Origin of the sequence: Cupriavidus laharis (assembly GCF_914271435.1) — a bacterium.
GTDB classification, from domain to species: Bacteria; Pseudomonadota; Gammaproteobacteria; order Burkholderiales; family Burkholderiaceae; genus Cupriavidus; species Cupriavidus laharis.
In genome coordinates, this window is sequence record NZ_CAJZAI010000011.1 from 116,411 (window position 1) to 141,180 (window position 24,770).

Sequence of the window (24,770 nt, forward strand, 5' to 3'; positions counted from 1 at the left end):
ATCCCTCGGAAACCCGCATGGATGCTAGGGAGCGCTATCTCGGTAAACTGCACCGGAATCAAAGAGACCCCAACAACCAGGACGAAGGCAACGACAGCAGTGACGGCAGCGATGACAGCAAAAACTGAGCGGGCGGACGCGATCCGCTGGATCCAGGCCGAGATGGCCGACTACGGGCTGACTATGGAGGAGCTGGAAGCGGCGGGGTGTTTTGATCCTCCGCCTCCTCCGCCGCCGCCGCCACCACCCGCCCCAGCGCCGGCGCCGGTGGTCTGCTACCGCAACGCCGCGGGGCAGAGTTGGGACGGGCAGGGCGACATGCCCGACTGGCTGCGGCGGGCGGTCAATGCCGGGCAGAGTGTGGAGTTTTTCCGGGTGGGATAGGCCCGCCGATGCATTCGGCCCGCTGTCCAACGGCGACGTGACCAGGGCTCACCGACACAACCAACGACGACCCATTTATGAAAGTACGCGTTTTTCCCCTGTTGTGGCTCGCCGCCATGGCGAGCGGCGGCATGCTGCCTCCCACGCCAGCACACGCCGGCGTGTTCGACGATGAGCAGGCGCGCAAAACGGTCATCAACCTGCGCGACCAGTTCAACAGCTTCCAGGCGACGGCGACCCAGCGCATTGAGCAGAACAGCCGCACCACACTCGACCTACAGAACCAGCTCGAAGGCCTACGCCAGGAGGTCGCGCGACTACGCGGCCAGAACGAAGTGCTGCAGAACACGGTGGCGACGCTGCAGAAGCAGCAGAAGGACTATTACGCCGACCTGGATGCGCGCCTGAAGAAGTTCGAGCCGCAGCACGCTTCGGTCGAAGACCACCAGGGCACATCGCAGCCGGGCGAGAAGCCCGAATACGACGCCGCGCTCAAGCATTTCCAGACGGGCGATTTCAAGAGCGCCGGGAATTCGTTCTCGTCGTTTATCAAGAAATATCCGCAGAGCCCCTACCTGCCGCTGGCGCAGTACTGGCTCGGCAACTCGCTCTACGCGCAGCGCGACTATAAGGGGTCCACCTGGGTGCTGCAGAAAATGATCCATGCCAACCCGACGCATCCCAAGGTGCCGGACGCCATGATGGCCTCTGACCAAGATAAGGCCGAATTGCTATCATAAGCCTTGGGGTTATGAAAACACTTCGCCTTATTCGGGTTAAGAATAAGCAGTTCGGGTGAACGCCTGCCCACCCAACTGCCTTGCCCGCTTGACGTCGTCGCTGTGGAGTCAGATCGACGTGGTCGAAATCGACGCATGGCGCAGGTTATCGCTCACGGCGCTCAGTTCGACGCCCTTGGCCCAGCGCGTGCGTTGCATGGGGATGCCGGCTATCTCGTCAACGATATAGGCGGCACCATATGCCCTTCCTGACTCGAGGGTATATCGGGTAATCAGGATAGCTTCGTGAGGATAGCTTCCGTGATCGTTTGATGTTTGATGCACACTTGTTGTGGAGCCATCACGCCTGTCATTACCCGACATAGTTTCGTGACCCTATAGTCCATTCAGGAAACCCAGAAGCTCGACTGCCCGCCGGTAGCGTCTTCGCTTGCGGTGAGCCACGGATGTCTTCGCGAGAGCCTGCTCCTTCATCGCAAATGTTGCTTGGAGAGAGATCTGCGTGGTTTCCACAGATTCATGCCCGAGCCACTGCGCAATCATATTAAGGGCCGCTCTCATCTGAACTACGCAAATCAGATTTTCTGGTATCCCATAGTCCGAGCCAGTTTCGTAATTCCGATGCGGGCATTGGCTTTGCGACAAAGAACCCTTGTGCAACGTCGCATCCTATTTCAGCGACATAATCCCAGTCCGCCCGATTCTCTACTCCTTCTGCAACAATGCGCAAGCCGAGACGGTGAGCAAGAGATACTGTGGACTCTACAATGGCTTGTGAAACGGCCTTGCCTTCATGGCCAGCGCCGTGTACGAAACTCCGATCCAGCTTCATTTCAGAGAAAGGGATATCTCTTAGCTTGGTCAGCGTCGAATGACCCGTGCCGAAATCGTCTATGGAAAGGTTTACCCCCATGAGTCTGAGTCTGGCGAGTATCTCCAGCGATATAACAGGACTCGCCATGATCTGGGATTCGGTAAGTTCGATGGTCAGGCAGGAAATGTCGACTCCCGACACCGCAGTTGCATGCTCCAGCTCGTCCAGAAATCCGAACGTGCCAAGGCTTTCCATTTGGACGTTGAGCGCAATGGGCAGGTCGAAATCCGCGTCCTGCCAGCATTTTGCCTGCAGCAGTACCTGGTTGAGCATGGATTTGTCTAGCAGGCGAGCATGCCCATGGATCTCGACCGCATTGATAAACTGCGACGCGGGTAATATACCGCCGTGCGGGTGTCGCCACCGTGCTAGCGCTTCGACACCAACCAACGCGCCATCGGCAAGAGCAATCTTTGGCTGGTAATAGGCAACGATCTCGGATTCGTCGATTGCAGCTTCCAGATCGGCTGCCGCAAATTGCGGCGCGGCCATCTTTGGCGGACGCCAGATCGGTCCGAGCTTTCGATCTCTCAGTGTCTTCTCCAGTGACGCTTTGGTAACCGGTTTCGGCAAACAACCGATCACTTGCAGCCCATGCAGGTTGGCAAGTTGTTCCGCAGTCTGCAGTATCCTCTGGCCCTCACCGCTAATCAGCAATACGGCACCGGTATAACCTGTCACGGAAAGGTGGCGGAGGAATTCAATGCCGTCCATTTCCGGCATCTGCAGGTCCGCGATGACCAGCCGGAATTTACGCGGCGCGTTCTGGATCAAAGCAAGGGCATCATTGGCCCGCTCAAACGCGGTAACCCTGTCGTATCCAATCTGCTCAAGCTGTCGACTCAGCAGTTTAAGGCTGAATACATCATCGTCAATCAGAACCACTTCCGCGGCAGGCGTGCTTGTCATTGTACTTTCCCTTCTTTGGCCGGCACCGTGCCAACTGGAGTTCCATGCTGCAATGCCGACAGCGAAGCCGTTACACGTAATACCTCTGTCTCGAACGATGCGAGGAGCGGCCTCAACTCGCTGTCATCTTTGCAGGCGCTCTCGATCTGTGCGCAAAGTTTGCCCAATGCCGCAGCGCCTACTGATCGTGAGGACGACTTTAGCCGATGGGCGAGGTATCCAGCATTGTCTCGGTCGCCTTCGGAGAGAGCCCGGCGCAGATCAAGGTGGATCGATTGCAGTTGCTCGGCATAGGCAGACAGCAATTCGGAAATGATCCCAGGATCGTCTCCGATCATCTTATGAAGCATAGACGCATCTAGGGCGGCTTCGACCACCTTTTTCTCATCCTGAGCCATCATTCCATGGGCCGACGCAGGTCCGAGCCAGCGTCCGAGTACGGCTTTCAAACTATCAAGGTGCAAAGGCTTGGTGAGGTAATCGTCCATGCCAGCCGCCAAGGCTCGTTGTTTCTCGCCAAGCATGGCGTCGGCGCTCAGCGCCACAATCGGAGTGACCACGCCACCTTCTTCCGCGTCCCGGATAGCACGAACCAACGCATAGCCATCCATGACCGGCATATGAATATCGGTCAGGATCATTCCGTAGTGTGACCGGCGCCACTCCGCTATCGCTTCCGTGCCGTTGTTAGCCAATGTGAATGAGTAACCGAGAAGCTCCAGTTGGGCACCTATCACTTTCTGGTTGAGGGGATCGTCCTCAACAACAAGGATCTTGCTGGATTCGTGGGGCGAAGTCCGCGGTTGCTTGGGGACTAACTCGTCGCGTTCGATGGAAGCAGGCACTAGCGGGAAGGAGAGGATCGCTGAAAATACCGAGCCGATTCCTACTTCGCTTGTTACTGCAATCTGTCCACCCATGGCACTTACTAGGCGTTTGCAGATGGCCAGCCCCAGGCCAGTACCGCCGTAGCGTCGCGTTGTCGACACCTCAGCCTGGGTAAACGGCTCGAACAGGCTAGGGATCGCATCGCTAGCGATGCCGATACCGTTATCTGCCACAGAGAACGTAATGGTTTGCGTGGCAGGTTTGTCTCCTTGGGCGCCGTTAGCGCTAACGCTGATCTGTACTGAACCCGCCAATTCGGGCCGACCGGCAGAAAATTTGATGGCATTGCCAACTAGGTTATACAGCACCTGACGCAGGCGTGTTTCATCCGCGAGTATGCAATCTGCGACGTCTGCGGAGACGATACAACGAAGATTGACATCAGCGGCGCTGGCTATCGGCAGGAGCGCTGAATATACGCCATCGACGACCTGACGCGGTGAGACCGGGCGGCGCTCAATTTCCATGTGGCCAGCCTCAATCTTAGAAAAATCCAGAATGTCATCGATGATTCGAAGCAGTGTAGCAGCCGACTGGCGGATCGTTGAAGCGATATCGGACTGGTTCTCGCTAAGCTCGCTGCGGCTTAACACTTCGATCATGCCAACCACGCCGTTCATGGGGGTACGGATTTCATGACTCATGGCGGCAAGGAATGCGCTTTTCGCTCGCGATACAGACTCCGCTTCGCCTTTGGCACGCAACAACTGGTCGCGCGCGGCGCGAATTTCGGTGACATCCCGTGCGATTGCATAGATGTTACCGTCTGGCTCCCGTACCGCATTCCAGGCAAGCCAACAATAGGTGCCGTTCTTGCAGGCATAACGGTTCTCGAAATGCTCCGCCAGCACGCCAGCGTCGCGTGAGGCAGCAATCTCTAAAGTGCTTGGCCGGTCTTCCGGATGCACGAAATCGATATAGGGACGGAGCGCAAGTTCCTCTGAAGTCCACCCCAAGACCTCAGTAAAGGCTTGATTCACGCGTATGAAATAACCGTCGGCACTAGCGATGCACTGTAAGTCTACTGACAGCTCGAAGAACCGATCCCGCTGCGTTTCGGCGAGCCGGCGGGCACTAATATCCTGCAAAAGCACTAGTGCGGAAGGCTCGCCATCCCAGTCGTATGGCACCGCGGTAACCTCGCATTCCAGTATGGAACCGTCAAGGCGCGTCCAACGCTCAGCTATAGTCGGCACTCCGATTCGTTGCTCACGCAGCAAATCAATCCGTGATTTGACTAGGGCTCGATCATTGCAATGAACTAAGTCAAGGACATTTCGATCCAGCAATGCATCAGCCGAAGGTGCCCTAAGCATGTTGACGGCCATGGGATTGGCGTAGCAAATCACGTCGTTGCGCTGTACAACGACCGCATAAGGCAAAAACTCGATTAGCTTGCGATAACGCTCCTCGCTTGCTTGGAGTGCCTTCGCCGCTGCACGCTCAACGCTAACATCGCGCATCACCAGGACAGTGCCTTGGAAATCGCCAGCATCATTGTGCAGGGGCGCTGCACTCAGCGTTATGTCTACCGGCATCATGGTTGCCGGGCTGCGCAGCAACAAGCCAGATCGGTGAACCTGCTGGCCGGTACGCAATACTTCGCGAACTGGATCCACGGAAACCTCACCATCAGTTGCACTCGTCAAACGCAATACATCGGTGACCTGCTTGCCAACCGCATCGCACCATTCCAAGCCAATGAGGCGGCTCGCCATTCCGTTAATGCGTTTAACGTTTCCTTCAGCGTCAGTGGAAATCACTGCATCACTGATCGCGTGCAATGTGATATCCAGATTCCGTTCACTCTCCTGCAGATCGGCTTGGGTCGTGATGTCGCGGAAGAGCACAATTGTTCCGCCATCGCGGCGCGAATCGACTTGGATCTCGTACACCGTGGCAGTTACTGAGACGATACGGAACACCAGCGTTTGTTTTGCCTCTCCGCGCAGCGCCTCACAAAACGCCTGCACCTTAAATTGTCGGTCACTGCTGAGGTCGTTCCGGAAAAAAATCTCGCCAATGCACGTTAGCGAAGTCCCCATCAGTTCGGGGCGGGTCGCGTGCAAAAGCTCCAGCATGTGGCTGTTGAAGCCGTCCACTTCACCTGCTTTTCCTAAACCCATTGCCGGATAAGGGATCGCCTGGAACAGCGCATCAATTCGCTCTGCCTTAGCGATCTCGCGTTCTCTCGCGGAGTTAGCGGCAAGCGTGGCCCCCAGCATGCTGTCCATTAGCGCGGCCTGTTTTGCGCGCGCATAGAAAATCAGCATCGTCATCATGATCCCTACGACGAATAGGAAGTTGCGTCGTGATCGATAACCGGTAAGGTATTCCGCTTCAGACAAGCCAACGGCCACGGCGAGTGGGTAATCTTGAAGCGAACGATAGGCGACCACCTGCGTCGTGTTGTCGACGAAGCTGGGACCGCGATAACGTCCCATGCCTGGCGATATGGAAAAGGTCCGGGCAAAGGCGCTCGTCGAAGGTATTTGCTCACCAAGATGCGCATCCGGATACGAACGACCAGCGCGAATGATGAAATCTTTCGCACCGAACACCAACACCTCTCCGCGCTCACCCACTCTGAGTCGATCGAACAACTGCATTAGATGGGCAGGATCCAGGGAAACCACTGCCACACCGACAAAGCCTTCATCGCCGTCTATTCGCCTTGATAGCTGAATAGACGGCTTGCCGCTTGCCCGGCCAACGAGGGGTTCGCTGATATAGAGACCAGATACCGGAGCATCGATGTGCACTCGGAAATGCGGCCTGTCACTGAGATCGACTGGCTTGAAACCCGACATGGTTGACGCTCGTAGGACACCATGCCGATCGATGACGGCGACTTGTAAGAACAAGCCTAGCTGAACCGCCTTTGCCTGAACGTAGGGAACTAGGGGGATTCCGGGCCCCGATTTCTGTACTTCTCGTGAAACCATCCAAGCCAACTGATCGGCTTGCCGCAGTACTCGAGTCGTGTGCTCTGCAAGTAGATCGCATAAGGCACCAGCGCGCCCCTCGGCTGCACGCTGCTCAGCCCTCCGATCCCACATCATGGCCGACGCCAGAGCGACCCACAAGGCAAGTATAAGTGCTGCCCCTTGTGCGAGGCCCTTAAAGTGCTTTTTATCTAACAAGTTTCACTATCCCGCACCCACCCGACTGAGCTATGGTGCTTTCTCGGCTCATCTTTTCATGAATTTTCATGAAGCAGTTAAATTATAGTGAACTTGTACGGTGTTCTCACAGCCCCTTGGTGATGAAAACACGCCACGTTATTCTTGGTTGGAATAAGCAGTTCAGGCCGTGAACGCCTGCCCAAACTGCCTTGCCCGCTTGACGTCGTCGCTGTGGAGATAGATCGACGTGGTCGAAATCGACGCATGGCGCAGGTTATCGCGCACGGCGCTGAGCTCAACGCCCTTGGCCAGCGCGTGCGTGGCATGGGTATGCCGCATCCAATGCGGCGTGGCACGGCGGAGCTTCTCGGTCAGCGGTGGGTGGTCGCTGGCCAAGCTGTCTGCGGCCAACCGGAAAAATCGGCGCATGACCTCCCAAAGCCGTAGCGCCGTGATGCCGGTCTCGCTTCCGTCCACGCTACCGACCAGTGGCGTGGCCGGCTCCCAGCGGGCGCGGCTGATCGGTAAGCCGCGCTCCTGCAGATAGCGATCGAGCGCGACGCGCGCCAGCGGCGTCAGGGTAACCTTGGCTGGCTTGCCGCCCTTGCCAACGACATGCAGCCAGTGATCGCCGGCGGCATCCACCTCGACATTGCGCAACATCGCCTGGGTCAGTTCGCTGATCCGCAGTCCTGTGGCATAGCCGAAGTCCAGCAGGAAGCGCAACCGTTGCGCCGCCGTTGCTTCCCATCCGTACAACCATTCGAGCCCGCTCGCGATGGTCCGCACCAGCAGCCATTCCCCTTCGGTGAAGGCGTGGGTCGTGGCCACCGCCTTTGCGTGCTGGCTGCCTCGCACTTTGATGCCGGCAAAGGGATTGGCCATGACATAGCGCTGCTCGACGAGCCAGCGGAACATGGCGCTGAGCACGGCGAGCGCCTGCGCCACCGAACGGGCCGACAGATTACCCGCAAACGGCCGCCAGTCCGGCGCCGTGCGCGGCCGCGGCGGCCCGACCCAGCGTTCACGTGGCGACGGCTTGCGCAGGAAGGCGCGGTAGTCCGTCGCATCCTTGGTGGTCAGCGAGGACAGTGCCTTGCCTCGCGCGACAATGGCCCACAGGATCAGCCGTTCCGCCTCCTTGCGGTAGGCGCGCTGGGTAGCCGGGGTTTCGTGCAGGGCGAGCCAGGCCTGGATGGCATCGTAATCGTTGTCCGCGCCCAGGATGCAACTGGCCACGGGCGCGCGGAATGCCCCGGCGGAACCATCAACGTCGTGGGGCACGCGCAGCACCTCCCACGGCGCGACCTCCGAGCGCTGCCCGGCAACGATCAGGGCACGGGCCCGCTCGGTGAGCGCCGGGTGCGCGGCAAAGAAGGCCTCGATGCGCCGGGCACTGGCGGGCCCGAGCCCCGGGATCGCGGTCCACCATTGCCGCCGGCGCGGGATGCGCACGGTGAGATCGGCCAGCGTACCTATTTCTGCGGCGCGCAGCACGCGTACCGCGCGTGGCGGCAGCCATCGCGCAATGTCGTCGCTAATTTGCGGCATGGGAAGGGGCAGCGTGCGCAGCTGCTCGACCGCCTGCGCCGCGGCCCTGGCATGGCGCCGGCGTCGATCGGCCGGGCCTTCGAACAGCGCGGCCAGATCGGGACGCAGGCGTTGCTGGGCGTACTGCGTGAGTTGCCGCCGGATCGGCCCGATGAGGCTGCGGGCCGACTGGCCTGCAGCGAGGTGATCACCGAGACGATCGGCAAGAAAGTGGGCGGCGGCCTGCCGCGATGATGCGCCTTCGTACCAGGCGCGCAGCGCGGCCAGCGCCGCGGTATCCGGGAAGCCGCCGGGAGTGGGCGGGTGTCGGGGCATTTCGACCGAAGCGAGTTTCGTACCGAAATGATAGTACAAGGATAATAACCCTTATCTCTGTATCAACGACGAAAACCATTCTCATAGACTTGCGCCGATACACCGGTTGGTCAGAGGGCCTGCAAGACCTTGCTGACGAAGTCGGTCTGCGGAGAAATCCCGGTAGCCAACCGACGGATCTGATCCCGAACGGCTTCGGGATCGACGCCGGCATGGCCGGCGGCCTGCAGGGTCGCTCGGCTGGCATCGAGCACATCAATTCCCGTGATTTCGTAGCCGTAGCCCTGCGAGATCCAGTGCAACGCCGCCATCCCAGCGGCCATGGCGAACGCTGGCTGCTTTTGCGCAAAATCCCTGGCCGCGCGCGTCAGCGTGCGTGGATCGGTCGGACTGGTGTTGGCCAGCTCGATGGCAAGTTCGAAGAAGCCAGCATCCTTGGCCGCGGCAAACCACTTGCCCGGCGCTTCGGGCGACTGGGCGATCAGATCACGCAGGATTGTTTCTTGCCCCTTGTTCGGATACTTCCTGGCGATCGCGCGGAAGGTCGCCAGGTAGGTTGTGCCCCGGTTGGCTTCGTGCGCATAGCGCTGGTAGGCATCATCAGCAAGACCCGATGACAGCAGAATCTCTTCACAGGCCTGCGCTATCAGCCCATCCGGGCTGTTGAGACCGCGTGAGGCTTCCGCGTAGGCGATGGCTTCGGCTTTCCTACCCATCGCAATTAGCGCCTTCACGGCCCACTGCCGGTCATGCCACCACTTGAAGGGGGCGCTGTCCACCAGCGCGATCAACTGCGCATGCCGACCTGCTGCATACAGCGAAGCCAGGCAGATCGGGGTTCCCGCGAAATAGCCGCCGGCGCGCTCGCCCCAGATATGCTCCACCAGAGGCAGAAACCGGTCCGCCCACGTGTTCGCGATCTCTGGGGTCACGCAAAGCCGGTCCCAGTCTTCGCCCAATGCCTCGATATAGGGAACGCCTTGATCCTGGATCGCTTCCCAGAGACGCTCGAGCCAATGCTCACGGTTTTTGGTATCGACTGGCGCGTCGGCAATGATCGGTACCAGTACCTCAATCGCCCGGTTCACTGCGGTGCCGAGCGCACCGGAAGAACTATCGACGTGTTCCAGCGCGGGCGAAACCTTCTCCAGGAACTTGACGGCCCCTTCGGCCGCGAGCACCGCATCGGTACGGGCGACCTGCTTGATTTCAGCGAGCGCTTCCTTGATGCGCTGGATGGGTGCATCCGAGCGCCAGCCGAACGCATGGCGGCGGAAACGCTGGGCAAACTGCCACTTGTAACTGGCTTGCTTCATATTGAATCGTCGTAATCGTCGTCCGTTTTGGATCGCAAATCCTGCAGGGGACGCAGCGCGACGATCATCCGGTCGAGCATCATCACCCAGTCTTCCAGTTCCTCGATGACACAATCGGCTTGTTCCACCAGTGTCAGATCGTCGGTCGAATACGACAGGCTCGCGCCATTGATCACGGCATGCGCCATGCCATGCAAGCGCAGCAGATCGTCGCGCAGCCCATCCGGTCCGCAGCGAGCTCGAAGCGCGTCGAATTGATCCACCGCTTGTTGGATGACCAGGGTATCGTAGCGCTGCTGCAACGACTGCAACGCGTCGGCATCGACGGCGCCGTAGGGGGTCTCGATATCAGGCATGGCGTTTGGGCCTCCGGATAGAATGGGCTGGCCCCGCGAACAGGCTGTCGCGAATCCAGCTCTCGATACGTTCGAAGTCAAGCTCGTATTTGCCAAAGCGCTTCAGGTTGCTGGTGAGATAGGGGCTCAGGAAGGCGATATCGGCCGGATTGACCGGGATGCCTTCCTTCACCATCGCCCGCAATGCCTGCATCATGTCGACCGTGTTCTGCAGGATCGCGGCCGAGGCCATCAGGTCGTTGTAGCGCAGGCGCTTCTGTTGTTCGTCCGGATCGTTAACCGGCAGCACGTCACCGCCAAACGAGAACCACTTGGCAAAACCATTGTAGGACTCGACCTTGTTGGTGGTGGCGGTAATCTCCTGACGAAGTTCACCGCTGCCGATCCACTCGAGCAGGAAGATGGTGCGTATGACCTTGCCCAGTTCCTCTGCAGCCAAAGACAGCCGATTCTTCGGGCTGGCCGCACCGAACCGGCGCAGCAGCAAGGGCGACGACAGTGCGCCAGTCTGGATCGACAGCGTCAGTTGCATCAGGTCCTGCCAATGCCGCTCGATGAGATCCCAGTCGACCGTTTCGGTGAACAGGGCGTCGATGTGCTGGTATTTCGTCTCGGCATCCGCCCGGTACAGCTTGAGATCCTGCCAGTTTCGGATGCGCGGCATCAACTTGATGCCCAGCAGGTGTGTGAAGGCGAAGACCGCCGCCGACTGGCCCTGGGTGTCGGCATGAACGGTATCTGCCTCGACGCTCAGGCCTGCCTTGAGAAGGCCCTCGATGACGTAGATCGCCTCCCAGATGCCTGGCGGGATGAAATGCCGAAAAACCGCAATGTAGTTGTCGGCCACATGCCGGTATGCCACCGCGCCCATCTTGCGGTACCGGAAGTGGTAACCGGCCAGCAGATTGTTGTCGTAGAAATCGTACTGGGTGCCGTCGGCCGCCACTGTCTTGCCGTCGCCCCAATGCTTGGGCAGATCCAATCGCAAATAAAGCTCGATCAGCTCGCGCTGCGCGGTTTCCAGCCGCTCCAGGCTCAGGTGCCGCCGGTTGACGAACGACATCATGTGCGGCGTGATCTTGTCGCCCATGTGACGGGCCGCCTGGGTGGGCCCCAGATTACAGCCCATCGCGAAGATGGTCAGCAGGTACCGCTCGGCAGCATTACGGATCTTGGGATCACTGCCGCTGAGCGGGCCGAAGTGCCGGGTGAATTGCGTCCAGTGCTCGATATTGGCCAGCACATCCAGCAGGTTCCGGACCGGCATGCGTTTCATCAGCGCTTTTTGCAGGGCGACCGCGCTTTCTGGGACGGCTGTAGCCGCAGTACGACGCACTACCAACTCGCCCGCCCTGTTGATGATCACATGCTCGGACTTCTCGGGGAAGCGTTCGTCCAGTTGGCGGGCCGTGTCCGTCAGCCACTGACGCAGTTGGGCCACGAAGCCGGCGCCGCTGTCGGGCATGCTGAACTTCTCGCAGTAGCTTGGCAGACGCTGTTCACACTCGCGCCAGGGCAGCAGGTGAGCCCGGTAGTCGGCGAAGGCGTCCGATCCAGCTACACAAAGATCGCCGCTGCGCAGTTCCTTGGCCATATAGGACAGCACGCAGAGCTCCAGATAGCGCCGGTTGGTCGGGGCACCCAGATCGGTCGGGCGGCGCACCAGCTTGCGCCAGCGTTCCGAGGCAAAGCTGATGTCAACGTCGACGGCAATCCATTCCCGGTGCAGCGACTCGTTCTCGAACGCCGCGTCCAATGCCGTCAGCAAGGTTTGGGATTGCGTGGTCGATCCCCATGCCAGGGCTCGCGCCAGGCGCAACAGCACCGATCGATGCGCCTTGAAATGACGCCACAGCAACGGTAGGTAGTTCTTGCCGCTGTAGGCCCGCACCTCGGCGCAGCTCTCGCGCAAGGGCTCGAGACTGCCTGTCGGCGCCAGATACTTACGTACCTGTGCGCCCAGCGCAGTGTCGTCCCCGTGATCGTCAACGATGTTGACAACCCCGTCGAGCAGGTCCACGAGGCTTTCCATCTGTTCACGCTGCCGCGCCTGGATGAGCGCAAGCTCTTCCTTGGCCCGCTTGTGGATAGCACCTACCCGGCGGATGAACATCTCGGCCAGATCGTCGCGGGCACGCACACGCATTTGGTGCAGCAGCGCCACGATCAGGGTATAGCGACGCTCGGGCAGCATCTCCTTCAGATTGGCCGCGTCCAGACTCATCGATTGCGATGACAGGGAGCGCAGCTTTGTGGCTGGCACGCCTTCCAGTGCACGACCGTAGTCCCCAAAGCCTTCGAGCCAGGTGAGATGTTCGATCAACAAGGAGATGTGCTTGCGCGACGGCCGCAACGCGTAGCGCTTGATGGTGTTGTACGCGGTCTGGCGCTGATTGAATTCCCGTTTGAGGAGGCGGTCCAGTTGGGCCTTGTCGTCGTCCGTCAGGCGTCGCGCGACGCGCCGGAATAGCGCTGTTTGCGTGCGCGCATGGACTTGTTCCGCAATCGCGTCCAGCGTCGAGAACGCCGGTAATTCGACCTGCTGCTGGATCAGGCTGTCGATGGTGGCATTGATAATGTCCACCGACTGGTCCATGGTCTCGGCCGCTTCCCGTGCCGCACGCACGGCGACTTCGTTGGCATCGGTGCCATAGTAGGACTGGATGCCGAGAAACTCCCGAATCGCAGCGTAGTGGCGAAACAACGCGACCGACCGGGCCCTGTCGTAGCCAAACTCGACCTCCGCACCGATGTCTACGCAGGCTCGGACGTGATCAATGACAGCGACAGGAATGGAATCGAGGTTGGGGAAGTGGTGCATCTGCTGAAAAACCTTCAGCAGGACCAGCAGGCCCAAGCGAGAGGACTGCCCCCGCGCGTTTCGTCGCCCCCACTCCAGTTCTTCGATATCAGGCGTATAGCAGGCCTGCAATTCCCCCGTCGAAAAGACCTTGGGAAAGCGCGGATAGGCGGTACGTTCGTAAGCGCGAAATTAACCGCACCTAGCTTTTCCGGCTGAGAGTGGGCAGGCTTGCGTCCGCAACCACTATTTGCGGACGCAAGCATGATGGACAACGAATGTGAAGTTCCGTCGCTGAGAGTGACCCGTGTTCGCTCCAACGGGAAGCGAGACTTTGACCCCAGGGATAAGCGCCAACTGGTCGAGGCGTGTCTGCGGCCAGGGGTATCGGTAGCTGGGATGGCGCTCAAGGTCGGCATCAATACGAACCAGTTGCGCAAGTGGATTCGGCTGCACCAAGCGGCAACAGAAGCCGCGGCGGCCGACAGTGCGGAGCTTGCATTGCCAGCGTTCGTACCGGTCGTCGAGGCTAGCGGCGGAACACGCGTCCCGGCATCGCCGGTGGCACTGCAATGTCTGCCGGCCCAGGCGCCCGCTTCCACCCAACCATCGGTACGTCCGTCGCTGAAACCTGCACTACTGACGGCGCGGCTGCCCAACGGCGTGACGGTCGAACTTGAATGCGGCGGACAGGACGTTGCGCTGGTGAAGGCGATGATCGAAGCGTTGGGAGCGCGTTGATGTTCCGGCTTGATGCTGACCTGCAGGTCTACCTGCACCGCAATGCGGTGGACTTCCGCCTCGGGATCAACGGGTTGATTGCGCTGGTCGAGCAGTCGATGCAGCTTGATCCGTTTGCCCGCGCCGTCTACGCCTTCCATAACCGTCGGCGCAACCGCATCAAGCTGTTGCTGTGGGACCGCAACGGGTTCTGGTTGCTGCTCAAGCGCCTGGAGGAAGACCGCTTCGTGTGGCCACGGCGTCAGCAGGCGGTGATCGAGCTGACAACCGAGCAGTTGCACTGGCTGCTGGACGGCATCGACGTGGACGCGGTGAAGCGCCACCCGTCACGCAAATATCAGCACACGGCTTGATGGTCGTTCGGGGTGACGTATACCCGATTGCGCCATGGCTGCACTATCGTGTTCAGCATGAACGAACACGACCTCTCCCAATTGCCGCCGGCCGCCCAGGCCTATATCCGCGAACTCGAAGCGAGGGCCGCTGCCAACGCTCAGCACATCGCCGAGCTGAACGAGCGCATCAAGCTCCTTGAAGAACAGTTCCGCCTCGCGCAGTCCAAACGCTTCGCACCAAGCAGCGAGAAGCTCAAGGACCGAGTGTTCGACGAAGCGGAGCAAATGGCCACTGCGGAGCCGGCCGACGACGATGAGGATGACGCGCTCGCGCCGCCGGACACGGGGTTGCCGGAGCCTGACAAGCCTGCAGGCCGCAAACGTGGTCGCAAGCCGCTGCCAGCGGACATGCCGCGCCAGCGAATCGAGTACGACCTGACCGAGGACCAGAAGGTCTGCCCATGTTGCCAAGGTTCGATGCACCGCATGGGCGAGGAAGTCAGCGAGCAGTTGCACATCGAAGCAAAGGTCTCCGTTCTGCAGCACGTCCGCTTCAAATACGCGTGTCGGCACTGCGAGCGCAATGCCGAACGCACGCCGGTGGTGACTGCGCCGATGCCGGCGCAACCACTGCCGGGCAGCAACGCCAGCCCAGCGATGCTGGCGACGGTGACCACCGCCAAGTACGTGGACGGCACGCCGCTGTACCGCATGGAAGACGCGCTGGGTCGCGCCGGCATTGCAGTTGGCCGCGGCACACTGGCCAACTGGATCATCCGGCCCGCGCAACTGCACTACAGCCGGCTGTACGAGGCGCTGCGCCGCACGCTGCTGTCGCAGCCACTGATCCATGGCGACGAGACGACGGTGCAGGTGCTCAAGGAGGAAGGCAAGGCCGCGCAGAGTAAATCGTACATGTGGGTGTATCGCAGCGCGGAGGACTGCGAGCATCCGGTGGTGCTGTTCGACTACCAGCCGGGGCGCGGACAGGAGTATCCACAGGCGTTTCTCGCAGGCTACGAGGGCATGCTGATGACCGATGGCTACAGCGCCTGGCGCACGCTCGAAGGCGTTACCCACTTTGGCTGTGTTGCGCACGCGAGGAGGATGTTCGTTGATGCGCAAAAGGGGCAGAAAAAGCCCAGCGCTCGAGTACTAAAGGCGCTCGAGTACTTCCAGGCCCTGTATCAGGTCGAGACGCTTGCCAAGGCAGAGCTACCCGAAGGCGAAACGCGCGTCGACTACACGTACCGGCTGCGTCAACAGCACAGCGTGCCGCTGCTGGAAGCCCTCAAGGCATGGCTGGACCAGCAGGCACCGCAGGTACTGCCGGAAAGCCTGCTGGGCAAGGCCATCGCCTACGCGCGCAACCAGTGGGAATACCTGAGCCGATATGTTATCGATGGGCGTGCGCCCATCGATAACAATCCGGTCGAACGTGACATCCGTCCATTCTGCACAGGGCGAAAGGCATGGCTCTTTGCAGACACTGTCGCGGGGGCGAAGGCGAGCGCCATGATCTACAGCCTGATGCTTACGTGCCGCGCCTGTGACGTCGAGCCGTATGCTTATCTGCTCCACGTGCTCACAGATCTGCCACAGCGCGCGCCGGACGCTGACATCAGCGACCTGTTGCCGTTCAACTTCGCCCGGCGGCAAACCGCGCCGCCGCACCCTGCCTGAGCGGCGGGTCGATCGTTGCCCCCAAGTCGGGGACTCCATCACACGGAGAGAGGCCCCTCGTTACCCGGTAACAGCGAGGCGCTAGCGGGGGACGTTGAAATAGAGATCCCACTGCTCCGAATCCAGATTGAGCCTGCGCACGATCGCGTCGTCCGCTCGCGCGATCAGCCGCTCCAACATCTGACGCTTCGTTACCGTGTAACGGTGCGCCAGCCGTGCAAGAGCAAGGTCGGCTTCCGTACTGACCCACATGTCCAGCCGCCGCTCTCCGTTGCCGTCCTTGCCCGCCGTCGCGCGCCTTGCCCGATAGGCGGCCTGCCGCTGTGCTGTCGTCTGCGCCATCCTGCACTCCTCATGATCGTTACCCGGTAACACTCCGGTGCGGCAACGTTACCGGGTAACAACTGGAATCATCAAGGTGTGCTGGATTTAGCGCTTACGTACGTTCTACGGTGGCCATGCCGGACTGAGATCTCCAATGGGCCGGCCAGTGTAGCGGAAGAGTCGCTCGACAGAGGGCTCTGTTCCTTATAACAATCAGAACTATAGATGCGCATCCATATAACTGAAAGGCTTATGATAGGAAATCGGCCTTATCTTGGTCAGACCCCGACTACGGGCTGACCATGGAGGAGCTGGCAGCGGCGGGGTGCTTCGATCCGCCTTCTCCGCCCCCGCCCCCGCCACCACCCGCACCCGCGCCAGCACCTGTGGTTTGCTACCGCAATGCCGCCGGGCAGAGCTGGGACGGGCAGGGCGACATGCCCGACTGGCTGCGGCGGGCGGTCAATGCGGGGCAGTCGGTGGAGTTTTTCCGCATCGGATAAAAGCGCTTCCAGCACCATGCTGGGTATCGGAGCGCTGAAGATTTAGCAAAAACAGAGGGTTGCCGAGAGATGTGGGGATCTTTTTCGAATTCCGGGCAGCTCCTCGGCCCCACCCATTGGTTCCTGTCCCAATCTTGAAAATTGGCCAGTCGTCGTCACTTGGCCTAGAGAAAGCTTCGTTCACGTGATGTATCGATCACAAAAAGAGGGCGAACAATGAAGACAAACCTCAAGCAGATTTTTGGCAACTGGGACTTGGGCTATGCTCTGGACAAGCACACGCTCCGAAGCACCTACATTGGAGACAATGAGTACGGTCACCCGCAGTTCAACACGGAACGCTCCGAACCGGGCGAAGCACTGTTTCAACTGAAATACCGCTCCGACTGGGATCAGGCAAAGGTCATCGCGCACGCCATCGCGGCCAATGTCTACTCAAAGTTTGCAAAGGTTGGCCTCATCGTTCCCATGCCGGCTTCTAAGGCGCGTCAACGGCAGCCGGTTACCGAGATTGCAAGGGAGTTGGCGGCCATCGTTAAACTCAATTGCTTTGAGGATATCTTGCGGAAGGCGACAACGGGTCGGGCTTTGAAAGATATCGGCTCGAAAGACGAGCGCGCGAAGGTGCTTGCCGGGGCGATCACGTTGAACGATGAAATTAGGGGAGACGGTCAGTGGAACGTCTTGCTTGTCGATGACCTCTACGATACGGGCGCCTCGCTGGAGGCGGCGACGACAGTGCTGAGGACGTACAAGAAGATAGGCAGGATTTACGTTGCGGCGGTTTCCTGGTGAGGGTTCCTATGAAGATTTTTATTGCCGGATCGATCAGTATTAAGCACCTGGACGTGAAGGTCAAAGAGCGGATCGACAACATCATCGAGCAAAAGTACACGGTCATCGTAGGCGACGCTGATGGCGCGGACAGCTCCATCCAGTCGTATCTACACCAGAAGGGTGCCAGCGATGCCGTGGTTTACTGTAGCGGCGACCAGGCGCGCAACAACATCGGCCATTGGCGGGTCGAGCACGTCCAGGTAAAAAGTGCGGCGCCGGGCTCGCGCGCATTCTTTACTGCGAAAGACTTGGCAATGGCGAAGGAAGCCGACTATGGACTAATGATTTGGGATGCGAAAAGCACGGGCACCCTGAGCAACGTTATTGAGCTGCTGCGCCGGAAAAAGAAGTCCGTGGTTTTCGTCAACAAGGCGAAGCGGTTCCAGACTGTGGGCGACGTGGCTCAGCTTGAGGGATTGCTAGGCTTCATGTCGGAGACCGCCCTCCAGAAGGCTGACCTCAAGATCCATCTGCACGAGAAAATCAGCGAGCTACGCCACGAGCAGGCGGATATGTTTGCCTGATCTACTGGGTCCGACCCCACGCCATGAGGACGCTTCGGCGGCCCTTTTTATAGCTCGCCCCGAAATGCAACGCTAACTGCGGCCGAGGGTCAGCCCCGCCGAGACCGGCACTATGTGAGGACCTGCGGCGCTCGGATCAGTTGGTTGAAGCCCGACAATCGCTCGCGGAAAGCCAGAACGTACTTGCCCGCCGATCGCCTTGTCATGATGATCGAGGCACGCGCAGATAGGGGCAAGGAACTGCCCCTCCGTTGGTTGCGATGCAGGGGTTCCACCGGCCATCCTGGCACGCGAATCAAGTACTGTACTAATTCACGCGTACCTCAAGTCGGTATCCGCCTTGCGGGCCGCGCACAGCAATTCGGCGTTTGATGCCATCATCGCCGCGCTTCATGGCTCGCTCCGCCGGCTCTTCGAGGCGGCGCCGGACGGGGCCCCACACCAAACCGTGCACCGCCGCTTTAATCGATTCGATGCTGCTTTCAAGCAACTCGAAACGAGCTGTTCAGATTGACGGCTTCACTCAGGAATGCGTTGAAGTCTTGGACTAGCGTCATACGTGTGTTCAACCATCCAGAGGTTTCGCCACTGCGGGGCGGAGTTCCTCCAAGAACTGCTCGGCGCCGGCGTTCATCTGTTGTTCCAGTCGACTGCGCAGGCGATTATAGATCCAATCGAAAACCAAAGGGCTTGAAACCCGATGGCTGTAGATTGCATCCTGGAGCGCGCGGGATTGCGTGCTGAGTTGCTGTTCCGAGGCGCCGGCCCGCGACGATGAAAAAAGTTTCTTGACCTCCTCGTTCAGCCTGTCCAGCAGTTCGCAGGCCGCGGCGTGCCGGTTGCGTTCACGCAATCCCCAGATGATGACTGGCGTCATCGGCGCAAGCGTAGACAGGACGAACGACGTCAATGTCCGATCAATCCAAAGTGAAATCGATCCGACGACAACGATGAGCACCGTGGCCCCTGCCAGCAACAGTCGGCGATAGCGTTTTCGCAGGGTGTTGTCGTACCAGATGTTCGTCCGCTGGCACACCAGGCGGGCCAAGTGGACAGGCAAGCCAGCAACGGCTGATGGATACCAGTTTCGCAGGCGCTGCTCATCCCGGCTGCCTAGTTGCGGGAAGTCATCCTCGAAGATCTGTTCTGGGTCCAGATGCGCTCCCACGAGAAAGCTGTTCCAGTTCATCTGCAGTACTGTGCAGTCAAACTCTTCCTGCAGCTTTGCAGCAGTCTTGAGTTGGATCCGCAGCCACGAGTCAAAACACACCACCTCTAGATAGCTGAAAGTCAGTGCAAACAGCGCAACGTACGGCTTGGCCCCCTCGCAGAATGCCGACGCGAGCAGTGCTGCGAGTGGCAGTCCGAGTGAGACGATAAGCCCGATTGCCTGGTACGTTTTGGCGCGACGGTAGATGAGGGTTCGCGCATGCAGAAATTTCAGCATGCGGGGCTCGACCTGTTTGCTGCAAATGTCATTCATTGGTGTTTGCCTTTCTTGCTCGCTTACCCCAGCGGCGCTTATCCGGTGCAGGATGATCGCCGCCACCATTCCAGGTGCCCGTTGCAAGCCAGTCCTCGAAGTACCACAACCACTGTGCCGTCCAGGCAAGGTACGTTTCAGACAGCCGCATCTGGGGTGACCACTCTCGTTTCTTGGGACGCCACAGGCACAGGTGAATGCCCGGCCCCTTCCCGGGATAGAAGTGGGGTATCTTTGCTTCGCCCGCCAGTGCGACCAGGTCCGGCTTCAGCACGTACATTTCCGGTGCGGTTGCGCCCGGCCTCATGCGCAACTCGCACTCATAGGTCCGGCCGAATTCGCTAGGTGCCAAATGGAACCTGTAATGCAACGCACGCCCCGACAGGAACGTCACATTTGCGCCCTCGAGTTGGAGGCTACGGAGCTCCAGTGCCCGTTCGGCCAGCGATGGAATCGAAACCGCCGGATGTGCGCGCATGATGCTAGCCCCCGAAGAACGTGTGCGGGCGGGCTGCAACGCTGACGGGCATGGCTGCTGGCGACGCGAGCAAGATCGTTCGGCCGACCTGACGGCTACGCTCCTGGCGCCCCATCTCCATTCGCTGGACAGCGTTGAAGCCGCGGGATCCGAAAGCGATCTGAACGGCCTTGAGCAGCACGTCCATTCCTTGATGGTTTTCAATCGCGTCAAGGATGCGCGTGAGATCCTCCAACAAGCGGTGGTGCCAGGCGACGAATGCAGCTTGCCGCGGGGGATGGTTCATGCTTGCCGCGAGGTTGTCGGCCGGCGCCGAGGGGTTGGGCAAGCGCCACTCCTCGGACCCATCTGGCAGTCTGATGCGATCGAAGTGCGACGGCATGCGCTCAACGATGTCGAGAAGCAGTTCCAGCGGGCTGACGTGCGGTTGGGGAGCCTCGATGGCGTAGGCCATGGCCGCCAGAGTCGTCAGAAAGACCGATGTCGGTGCCAGGTCCTGGTCCTGCACGCTCCCAAAGGCGACATTGCGGTGAAGCTTCAGAAGCTGGACCAGCCGGCACAACAGTCTGTCGAAAATTTCCTGTGCATCGGGCAGGGGCGCGACGTCGGCGCGCCTTGCCGAGTCCATGGCCTTCGCGACGATCTCTGCAGCCGGAAAGTTCGGAGAAATTGCCGCTGCAAGGTCAAAGTGCTTTGCGTATCCGCGCGGATTCGTCGAGTTGAAGAGGCGCAGTTCCCGGTCGGGAATCAGCCCGTGCGTCTCTCCGAACAGACCCGACAGCAGCGGGGCGTCGATGACAGGAGCAATGTCAGCGCACATCCCTTCTGCGTATTCGAGGGTGGCGCAGCGTTCCCAGCGACGCAATTTCAATCCGTGCGCATCTGCATACCGCGAGAGGGCGCTGTGCAGGTGATCGAGCAGAAGCGCTGGTCCGCGATCACCTTGGTACTTGTGACGAGCGCTCGGCGCAAGGCGTGCGATCAGATCGATATCGAAGCCTTCGCGGGAGCCGTCCCGTGGGCGCACGATCGTGCCGAGACGGCGTGAGCCATGCGAGTGGATCTGGACCAGCAGCCCGCGGAACTCAGGACATTCCGAAAGGAAGTCTCCCGTGCTGTTATAGGAACGCTCAAGCGCCGCCAACTGAGTTGGAGTGGGCTCGTGCGCCTGCGCAATCGCATCGACCAGGTGAAAGAAGCGCGCCGACGATCGTGTGGAGGCCCGACGCTGCGGGCGGAACGTTACAGGTTCGCGGATCACTGGAGCTCCTCAAGAAGTCAACGTTTCAAATTCACCTGTTCGCCTGTTGGTCTTACCGCTTATGCTTGGTAGGGTCGACGAGCTTATAGCCTTGGCCAGGCCGCGGGGTCGGCGGCAGGGGCTTGCCCTTGACACCGGTCACTTCGTTGCCTGTCCCCGAGTTCTTGTATTGGCCTGACTTGGGGGCCGGAGTACCAGGCTTTAGCATCTTGCTCATAGGTTTCCTCTATCGAAACTACATCTTGTTAAGGGAATGCCCCAGTTCGCTTGACAGCAACGTCGGGCCCTGTCCGTTCAAAACGAGGTTGCGCCAGAAGTTCGGAGCAGCCACAATAAAAAGTGTGAACTTCCGAACTTCTGAAGTCAATGACTTTTTTTATCGATTTTCCGAACGAACATGCCAACACTAGGTGAAAAGGTCCGGACGCTGCGCAAGAAGGCCGGCTTGACACTGGAACAGTTTGCCGACCAAATAGGTGCTTCAAAGTCCTCAGTCTGGGAGCTAGAGAACAAGGAAAAGGCGCGACCGTCCGCCGACAGAATCAACGAGGTGGCGCGCGTGCTGGGCGTCACACCCGAATTTCTGATGAATGACGACGTCGCGGAGCCTTCAGTTTCGGTAGCGGATGAAGCTTTTTTTAGGAAGTATCAGTCACTTCCGTCTACTACGAAGCAACAGTTGCAAGACATACTGGACGTGCTTGACCGAAAGGACGGCAATTGACGGAGCTCCTATCACCGAAGCGCGAGGCAATCAAACTCTCGCAACTCTGGCGTCTGGCACATGGGCCGACGTTTCCGATAGATGCTGGTTCATTGGCGATGGAATGGTCCCAGAATGTCGTTCCAGATGCGCCAATCGGAGAGTTGCAGGCGAAAGAGCTCGACGGCTTTGAGGGCGGTCTTTTCTGGCTGAAGCAGCGGAAGATCTGGGCGCTCTTGTACCACCCGAATCCTGGAACGCCGGGCCGTTCCAATTTCACCATCGCGCACGAATTTGGACATTACGTCCTGCACCGCAAGGTCCAGGAGGCCTTTCAGTGCTCACAGAGCGCCACGCTCGGGATATCCGGGGCCAAAATTGAGCGCGAAGCCGATCAGTTTGCTTCTTATCTGCTGATGCCCATCGACGATTTCAGTGCGCAGGTGGCAGGGCGTCGCATGACGTTGGATGTCTTGGGGGAGTGCGCTGCGCGATACGGCGTGTCACTTACCGCTGCGACGCTCAAATGGCTGGAATTCTCTGACCAAAGTGCCATCGCCATCATGGGACGTGAAGGCATGCTTCATTGGTGGCGGGCGAGCGACAGCGCGAAGAAGTACGCTTTCGCAAATCTGCATGAAGGCATGGAGCTTCCTGTAGATAGCTTGGCCGTCCGTTCTGACCTCGTCCTGTCTGCATCCAACTTCCGCGATGGTGTCGAGCATGGCACTGGAGTTTGGCCGTTCCCTATGCCCGTGCGAGAAATGGCGGTGATCTCGGACCGGTACGACATGTCCATCTCTCTTCTGATCTTGGATGATGCGGGTATCGAGCATGGTGATGCGCCAGATGACGACATGGTTACGACGCCTCCGACGTTCTGAATCGCAGCGTGTGGTAAGAAGGAGAATGCCGCTCCTGGCGGCGCTGGCTGATGTCCGGTTGATTGTCGTCGCATTTGCGAATGGGAGGGACGGAGGGGGTCGCTTGAATGCGAAAATTTCAACACTGCTCTCAGCCGCATCCATCCCGACGGACAGATGGCGCGATGCCGCGGTGGCGTACGACGCGCTGGCAGGAAAGCACGCACGCTGCTGGAGCGCATGGGGCGCGCTGGCGCCAGTGAATCGGCGTGCATGCCCTTGAACGTTGCGAAGGCCGCGCTACCGGGCAACGTGGCTCGGGGGAACCCTACTTTTCGGTGGGCGGCTGGCATGTCTCGGCTGGGGATTGGCCGTGCAGTCCAGAGGTACAATTCCGCTGTCCGATTGGAATTACCGTTTCCATAAGCCCAAAAGAAATGAAGAAGAAATTCAAGTGGACAAACGCGTCGGTGCTTAACTTTGCGGAAGGCGCCGATCCTGTTGCCGTCATGGAATCTCGCGCCCGAGAACTTGTCCTGGGCGCCATCGACGAAGGCTGGAGCGGGCCACCGTTTGACCCACTGGAGCTTGCCCGTTGGTTGGACATTCCCACTGAGGCGCGCGGAGACATTCCCGACGCGCGAACGGTTCCCCACGGCGAGGGATTGCTCCGACTTGAGTACAACCCCATGCGTCCGCGCGGCCGCCTGCGATTTTCTATCGCCCATGAGATAGCCCATTCGCTCTTCGCAGACTGCGCCGATGAAATTCGGCATCGGGATGGGGTGTCAGCTACCGCAGCGGACAACTGGCAACTCGAGGTGCTGTGCAATATCGGCGCGGCTGAACTGCTCATGCCGCTCGGTAGTTTCTCCGAACTCGCTGGCGAAGAGCTTTCCATCCAATCGGTAGCGGAGCTACGACGCAGGTTCGATGTGTCAGTCGAAGCCTGCCTAATCCGCCTGACAAAGCTGGCGCGGCAGCCTTGCGCCGCATTCTGTGCGTCGTTGCATGAGGATGGACAATATCGTCTGGACTACGTGATACCCGCACCTGGCTGGGCGAGTCCGGCATTCCCGGGACAAGCGGTCTCGCCGGACAGCGTCATCCTGGAGGCAAACGCTATCGGGTACACCGCGATCGGACGGGAACTTTGGGGCGGAAAGCACCCCATGAGAGTCGAGTGCATCGGCTTGGCCCCCTATCCCGGAGCGGTCGTTCCGCGCGTGGTAGGGCTGCTTATTTCCGAGACCGCCGAGGACTACCACGCTCCTGAGATCACGGATCTGACTGGCGACGCGCTGTCGCCGCGGGGAAAGGGGCCAAAGATAGTCGCGCATATCGTTCCAGACGTTGGCGCGCCTTGGGGTGGTAAGGGCTTTGCTGCACAGGTTCGCCGTCGCTTTCCAGCGGTCTGGCAACAGTACAAAGCAGAGTTGACCGTCAAGGGGCGGCCGCCCAAGTTGGGCGAAACATTTGTCGCGGACCTCGGGGACGACGTGACGATCGTCCATATGGTTGCCCAGAAGGGGATTGGACCCTCCGTGCAGCAAAGACTTCGTTATGCAGCACTCGCCAAATGCTTGGGAACCGTTGGCGGTCTGGCTAAGGATCTCGGCGCCTCCGTTCACATGCCTCGGATAGGGACCGGACATGGTGGCGCGAGCTGGCCGCTCGTAAAAGAGCTCGTCACCGAACAGCTCGTAGAGGAAGGGGTGGCAGTGACAGTCTATTCGCTGCCGCGTGCAGGCTGATTTTATAAAAACTCAGAAGAGGC

Annotated in this window: 19 protein-coding genes and 2 pseudogenes; 11 read left to right on the top strand and 10 right to left on the bottom strand. The window is 59.7% G+C overall.

Annotation, left to right across the window (positions count from 1 at the left end):
• The first annotated feature begins 111 nt into the window (after positions 1-111).
• Together LDO29_RS20585 and LDO29_RS20590 are read left to right on the top strand one after the other, a co-directional pair.
• Positions 112-384 carry an H-NS histone family protein gene (locus LDO29_RS20585; protein WP_224081599.1) on the top strand — a complete coding sequence of 91 codons (273 nt, stop codon included), beginning with the start codon at positions 112-114 and terminating at the stop codon, positions 382-384.
• Positions 385-461: 77 nt separating this feature from the next.
• A complete protein-coding gene (locus tag LDO29_RS20590; RefSeq protein ID WP_224081600.1) occupies positions 462-1,124 on the top strand; it encodes a YbgF trimerization domain-containing protein in 663 nt (220 codons plus the stop codon).
• A gap of 544 nt (positions 1,125-1,668) precedes the next feature.
• On the opposite strand, the gene LDO29_RS20595 is transcribed toward LDO29_RS20590, so the two are convergent.
• The 6 genes and pseudogenes from LDO29_RS20595 to LDO29_RS20620 all read right to left on the bottom strand — a co-directional run.
• Positions 1,669-2,907: an EAL domain-containing response regulator gene (locus LDO29_RS20595; protein ID WP_224081601.1), complete on the bottom strand. Its 1,239-nt coding sequence runs from the start codon at positions 2,905-2,907 to the stop codon at positions 1,669-1,671.
• Positions 2,904-6,605: a PAS domain S-box protein gene (locus LDO29_RS20600; protein ID WP_224081602.1), complete on the bottom strand. Its 3,702-nt coding sequence runs from the start codon at positions 6,603-6,605 to the stop codon at positions 2,904-2,906. Before LDO29_RS20600 ends, LDO29_RS20595 begins: the two co-directional genes overlap by 4 nt.
• A 495-nt stretch (positions 6,606-7,100) precedes the next feature.
• Complete coding sequence (locus LDO29_RS20605) at positions 7,101-8,786, bottom strand: site-specific integrase (protein ID WP_224081603.1); 1,686 nt, start codon at positions 8,784-8,786, stop codon at positions 7,101-7,103.
• A 110-nt stretch (positions 8,787-8,896) separates the two neighbouring features.
• Entirely contained in the window at positions 8,897-10,102 is a 1,206-nt protein-coding gene (locus tag LDO29_RS20610) for a hypothetical protein (RefSeq protein WP_224081604.1), read from the bottom strand.
• Positions 10,099-10,458 (bottom strand): Tn3 family transposase post-transcriptional regulator TnpC, encoded by a 360-nt coding sequence (gene tnpC, locus LDO29_RS20615; protein ID WP_224081605.1) that lies wholly within the window; start codon positions 10,456-10,458, stop codon positions 10,099-10,101. Before tnpC (LDO29_RS20615) ends, LDO29_RS20610 begins: the two co-directional genes overlap by 4 nt.
• Positions 10,451-13,444 (bottom strand): annotated as a pseudogene (locus tag LDO29_RS20620) (Tn3 family transposase); the annotation flags it as partial. The gene tnpC (LDO29_RS20615) and the pseudogene LDO29_RS20620, both read right to left, overlap by 8 nt.
• A 78-nt stretch (positions 13,445-13,522) precedes the next feature.
• Between LDO29_RS20620 and tnpA the strand changes: the two are divergent.
• The 3 genes from tnpA to tnpC (LDO29_RS20635) are packed head-to-tail and all read left to right on the top strand — an operon-like array spanning position 13,523 to position 16,017.
• Positions 13,523-13,999: an IS66-like element accessory protein TnpA gene (gene tnpA, locus LDO29_RS20625; protein WP_063239266.1), complete on the top strand. Its 477-nt coding sequence runs from the start codon at positions 13,523-13,525 to the stop codon at positions 13,997-13,999.
• Positions 13,999-14,352 (top strand): IS66 family insertion sequence element accessory protein TnpB, encoded by a 354-nt coding sequence (tnpB, locus tag LDO29_RS20630; protein ID WP_063239265.1) that lies wholly within the window; start codon positions 13,999-14,001, stop codon positions 14,350-14,352. The genes tnpA and tnpB overlap by 1 nt, the downstream gene beginning before the upstream one ends.
• A 57-nt stretch (positions 14,353-14,409) precedes the next feature.
• The gene (gene tnpC, locus LDO29_RS20635; protein WP_224081607.1) at positions 14,410-16,017 is read left to right on the top strand and encodes an IS66 family transposase; all 1,608 of its coding nucleotides are present in this window, start codon (positions 14,410-14,412) and stop codon (positions 16,015-16,017) included.
• 81 nt (positions 16,018-16,098) lie between these two features.
• Here tnpC (LDO29_RS20635) and LDO29_RS20640 read toward each other — a convergent pair whose 3' ends face one another.
• A complete protein-coding gene (locus tag LDO29_RS20640) occupies positions 16,099-16,359 on the bottom strand; it encodes a hypothetical protein (protein WP_063239262.1) in 261 nt (86 codons plus the stop codon).
• 266 nt (positions 16,360-16,625) lie between these two features.
• Here LDO29_RS20640 and LDO29_RS20645 point away from each other — a divergent pair.
• The 3 genes and pseudogenes from LDO29_RS20645 to LDO29_RS20655 all read left to right on the top strand — a co-directional run.
• Positions 16,626-16,844, top strand: a pseudogene (locus LDO29_RS20645) (H-NS family nucleoid-associated regulatory protein); the annotation flags it as partial.
• Positions 16,845-17,060: 216 nt separating this feature from the next.
• Positions 17,061-17,639, top strand: coding sequence for a ComF family protein (locus LDO29_RS20650; RefSeq protein WP_224081608.1), 579 nt, complete (start codon positions 17,061-17,063; stop codon positions 17,637-17,639).
• A gap of 8 nt (positions 17,640-17,647) precedes the next feature.
• Positions 17,648-18,205, top strand: a complete 558-nt coding sequence (locus tag LDO29_RS20655) for a hypothetical protein (protein WP_224081609.1) — start codon at positions 17,648-17,650, stop codon at positions 18,203-18,205.
• Between the two features lie 565 nt (positions 18,206-18,770).
• Here the strand turns inward: LDO29_RS20655 and LDO29_RS20660 are convergent.
• From LDO29_RS20660 to LDO29_RS20670, 3 genes are read right to left on the bottom strand one after another with little or no spacing between them, the layout of a single operon-like run.
• Complete coding sequence (locus LDO29_RS20660) at positions 18,771-19,652, bottom strand: S-4TM family putative pore-forming effector (protein ID WP_253074137.1); 882 nt, start codon at positions 19,650-19,652, stop codon at positions 18,771-18,773.
• A 28-nt stretch (positions 19,653-19,680) separates the two neighbouring features.
• Positions 19,681-20,166 (bottom strand): hypothetical protein, encoded by a 486-nt coding sequence (locus LDO29_RS20665; protein WP_224081611.1) that lies wholly within the window; start codon positions 20,164-20,166, stop codon positions 19,681-19,683.
• A 4-nt stretch (positions 20,167-20,170) separates the two neighbouring features.
• Positions 20,171-21,427: a nucleotidyltransferase domain-containing protein gene (locus LDO29_RS20670; RefSeq protein ID WP_224081612.1), complete on the bottom strand. Its 1,257-nt coding sequence runs from the start codon at positions 21,425-21,427 to the stop codon at positions 20,171-20,173.
• Between the two features lie 397 nt (positions 21,428-21,824).
• Between LDO29_RS20670 and LDO29_RS20675 the strand changes: the two genes are divergently transcribed.
• The 3 genes from LDO29_RS20675 (at position 21,825) to LDO29_RS20685 (ending at position 24,747) form a co-directional block, all read left to right on the top strand.
• Positions 21,825-22,151 (top strand): helix-turn-helix domain-containing protein, encoded by a 327-nt coding sequence (locus LDO29_RS20675; protein WP_224081613.1) that lies wholly within the window; start codon positions 21,825-21,827, stop codon positions 22,149-22,151.
• The gene (locus LDO29_RS20680; protein WP_224081614.1) at positions 22,148-23,014 is read left to right on the top strand and encodes an ImmA/IrrE family metallo-endopeptidase; all 867 of its coding nucleotides are present in this window, start codon (positions 22,148-22,150) and stop codon (positions 23,012-23,014) included. Before LDO29_RS20675 ends, LDO29_RS20680 begins: the two co-directional genes overlap by 4 nt.
• Before the next feature lie 416 nt (positions 23,015-23,430).
• Complete coding sequence (locus LDO29_RS20685; RefSeq protein WP_224081615.1) at positions 23,431-24,747, top strand: ImmA/IrrE family metallo-endopeptidase; 1,317 nt, start codon at positions 23,431-23,433, stop codon at positions 24,745-24,747.
• The last annotated feature ends 23 nt before the right edge of the window (positions 24,748-24,770 follow it).

Coding starts and splice junctions, on each gene's coding strand:
- LDO29_RS20585 (WP_224081599.1), top strand. CDS start 112: ATGACAGCAAAAACTGAGCGGGCGGACGCGATCCGCTGGATCCAGGCC.
- tnpC (WP_224081607.1), top strand. CDS start 14,410: ATGAACGAACACGACCTCTCCCAATTGCCGCCGGCCGCCCAGGCCTAT.
- LDO29_RS20660 (WP_253074137.1), bottom strand. CDS start 19,652: ATGCTGAAATTTCTGCATGCGCGAACCCTCATCTACCGTCGCGCCAAA.
- tnpA (WP_063239266.1), top strand. CDS start 13,523: ATGATGGACAACGAATGTGAAGTTCCGTCGCTGAGAGTGACCCGTGTT.
- LDO29_RS20600 (WP_224081602.1), bottom strand. CDS start 6,605: ATGTCGGGTTTCAAGCCAGTCGATCTCAGTGACAGGCCGCATTTCCGA.
- tnpB (WP_063239265.1), top strand. CDS start 13,999: ATGTTCCGGCTTGATGCTGACCTGCAGGTCTACCTGCACCGCAATGCG.
- LDO29_RS20655 (WP_224081609.1), top strand. CDS start 17,648: ATGAAGATTTTTATTGCCGGATCGATCAGTATTAAGCACCTGGACGTG.
- LDO29_RS20610 (WP_224081604.1), bottom strand. CDS start 10,102: ATGAAGCAAGCCAGTTACAAGTGGCAGTTTGCCCAGCGTTTCCGCCGC.
- LDO29_RS20675 (WP_224081613.1), top strand. CDS start 21,825: ATGCCAACACTAGGTGAAAAGGTCCGGACGCTGCGCAAGAAGGCCGGC.
- LDO29_RS20650 (WP_224081608.1), top strand. CDS start 17,061: ATGAAGACAAACCTCAAGCAGATTTTTGGCAACTGGGACTTGGGCTAT.
- tnpC (WP_224081605.1), bottom strand. CDS start 10,458: ATGCCTGATATCGAGACCCCCTACGGCGCCGTCGATGCCGACGCGTTG.
- LDO29_RS20605 (WP_224081603.1), bottom strand. CDS start 8,786: ATGCCCCGACACCCGCCCACTCCCGGCGGCTTCCCGGATACCGCGGCG.
- LDO29_RS20590 (WP_224081600.1), top strand. CDS start 462: ATGAAAGTACGCGTTTTTCCCCTGTTGTGGCTCGCCGCCATGGCGAGC.
- LDO29_RS20665 (WP_224081611.1), bottom strand. CDS start 20,166: ATGCGCGCACATCCGGCGGTTTCGATTCCATCGCTGGCCGAACGGGCA.
- LDO29_RS20685 (WP_224081615.1), top strand. CDS start 23,431: ATGAAGAAGAAATTCAAGTGGACAAACGCGTCGGTGCTTAACTTTGCG.
- LDO29_RS20640 (WP_063239262.1), bottom strand. CDS start 16,359: ATGGCGCAGACGACAGCACAGCGGCAGGCCGCCTATCGGGCAAGGCGC.
- LDO29_RS20595 (WP_224081601.1), bottom strand. CDS start 2,907: ATGACAAGCACGCCTGCCGCGGAAGTGGTTCTGATTGACGATGATGTA.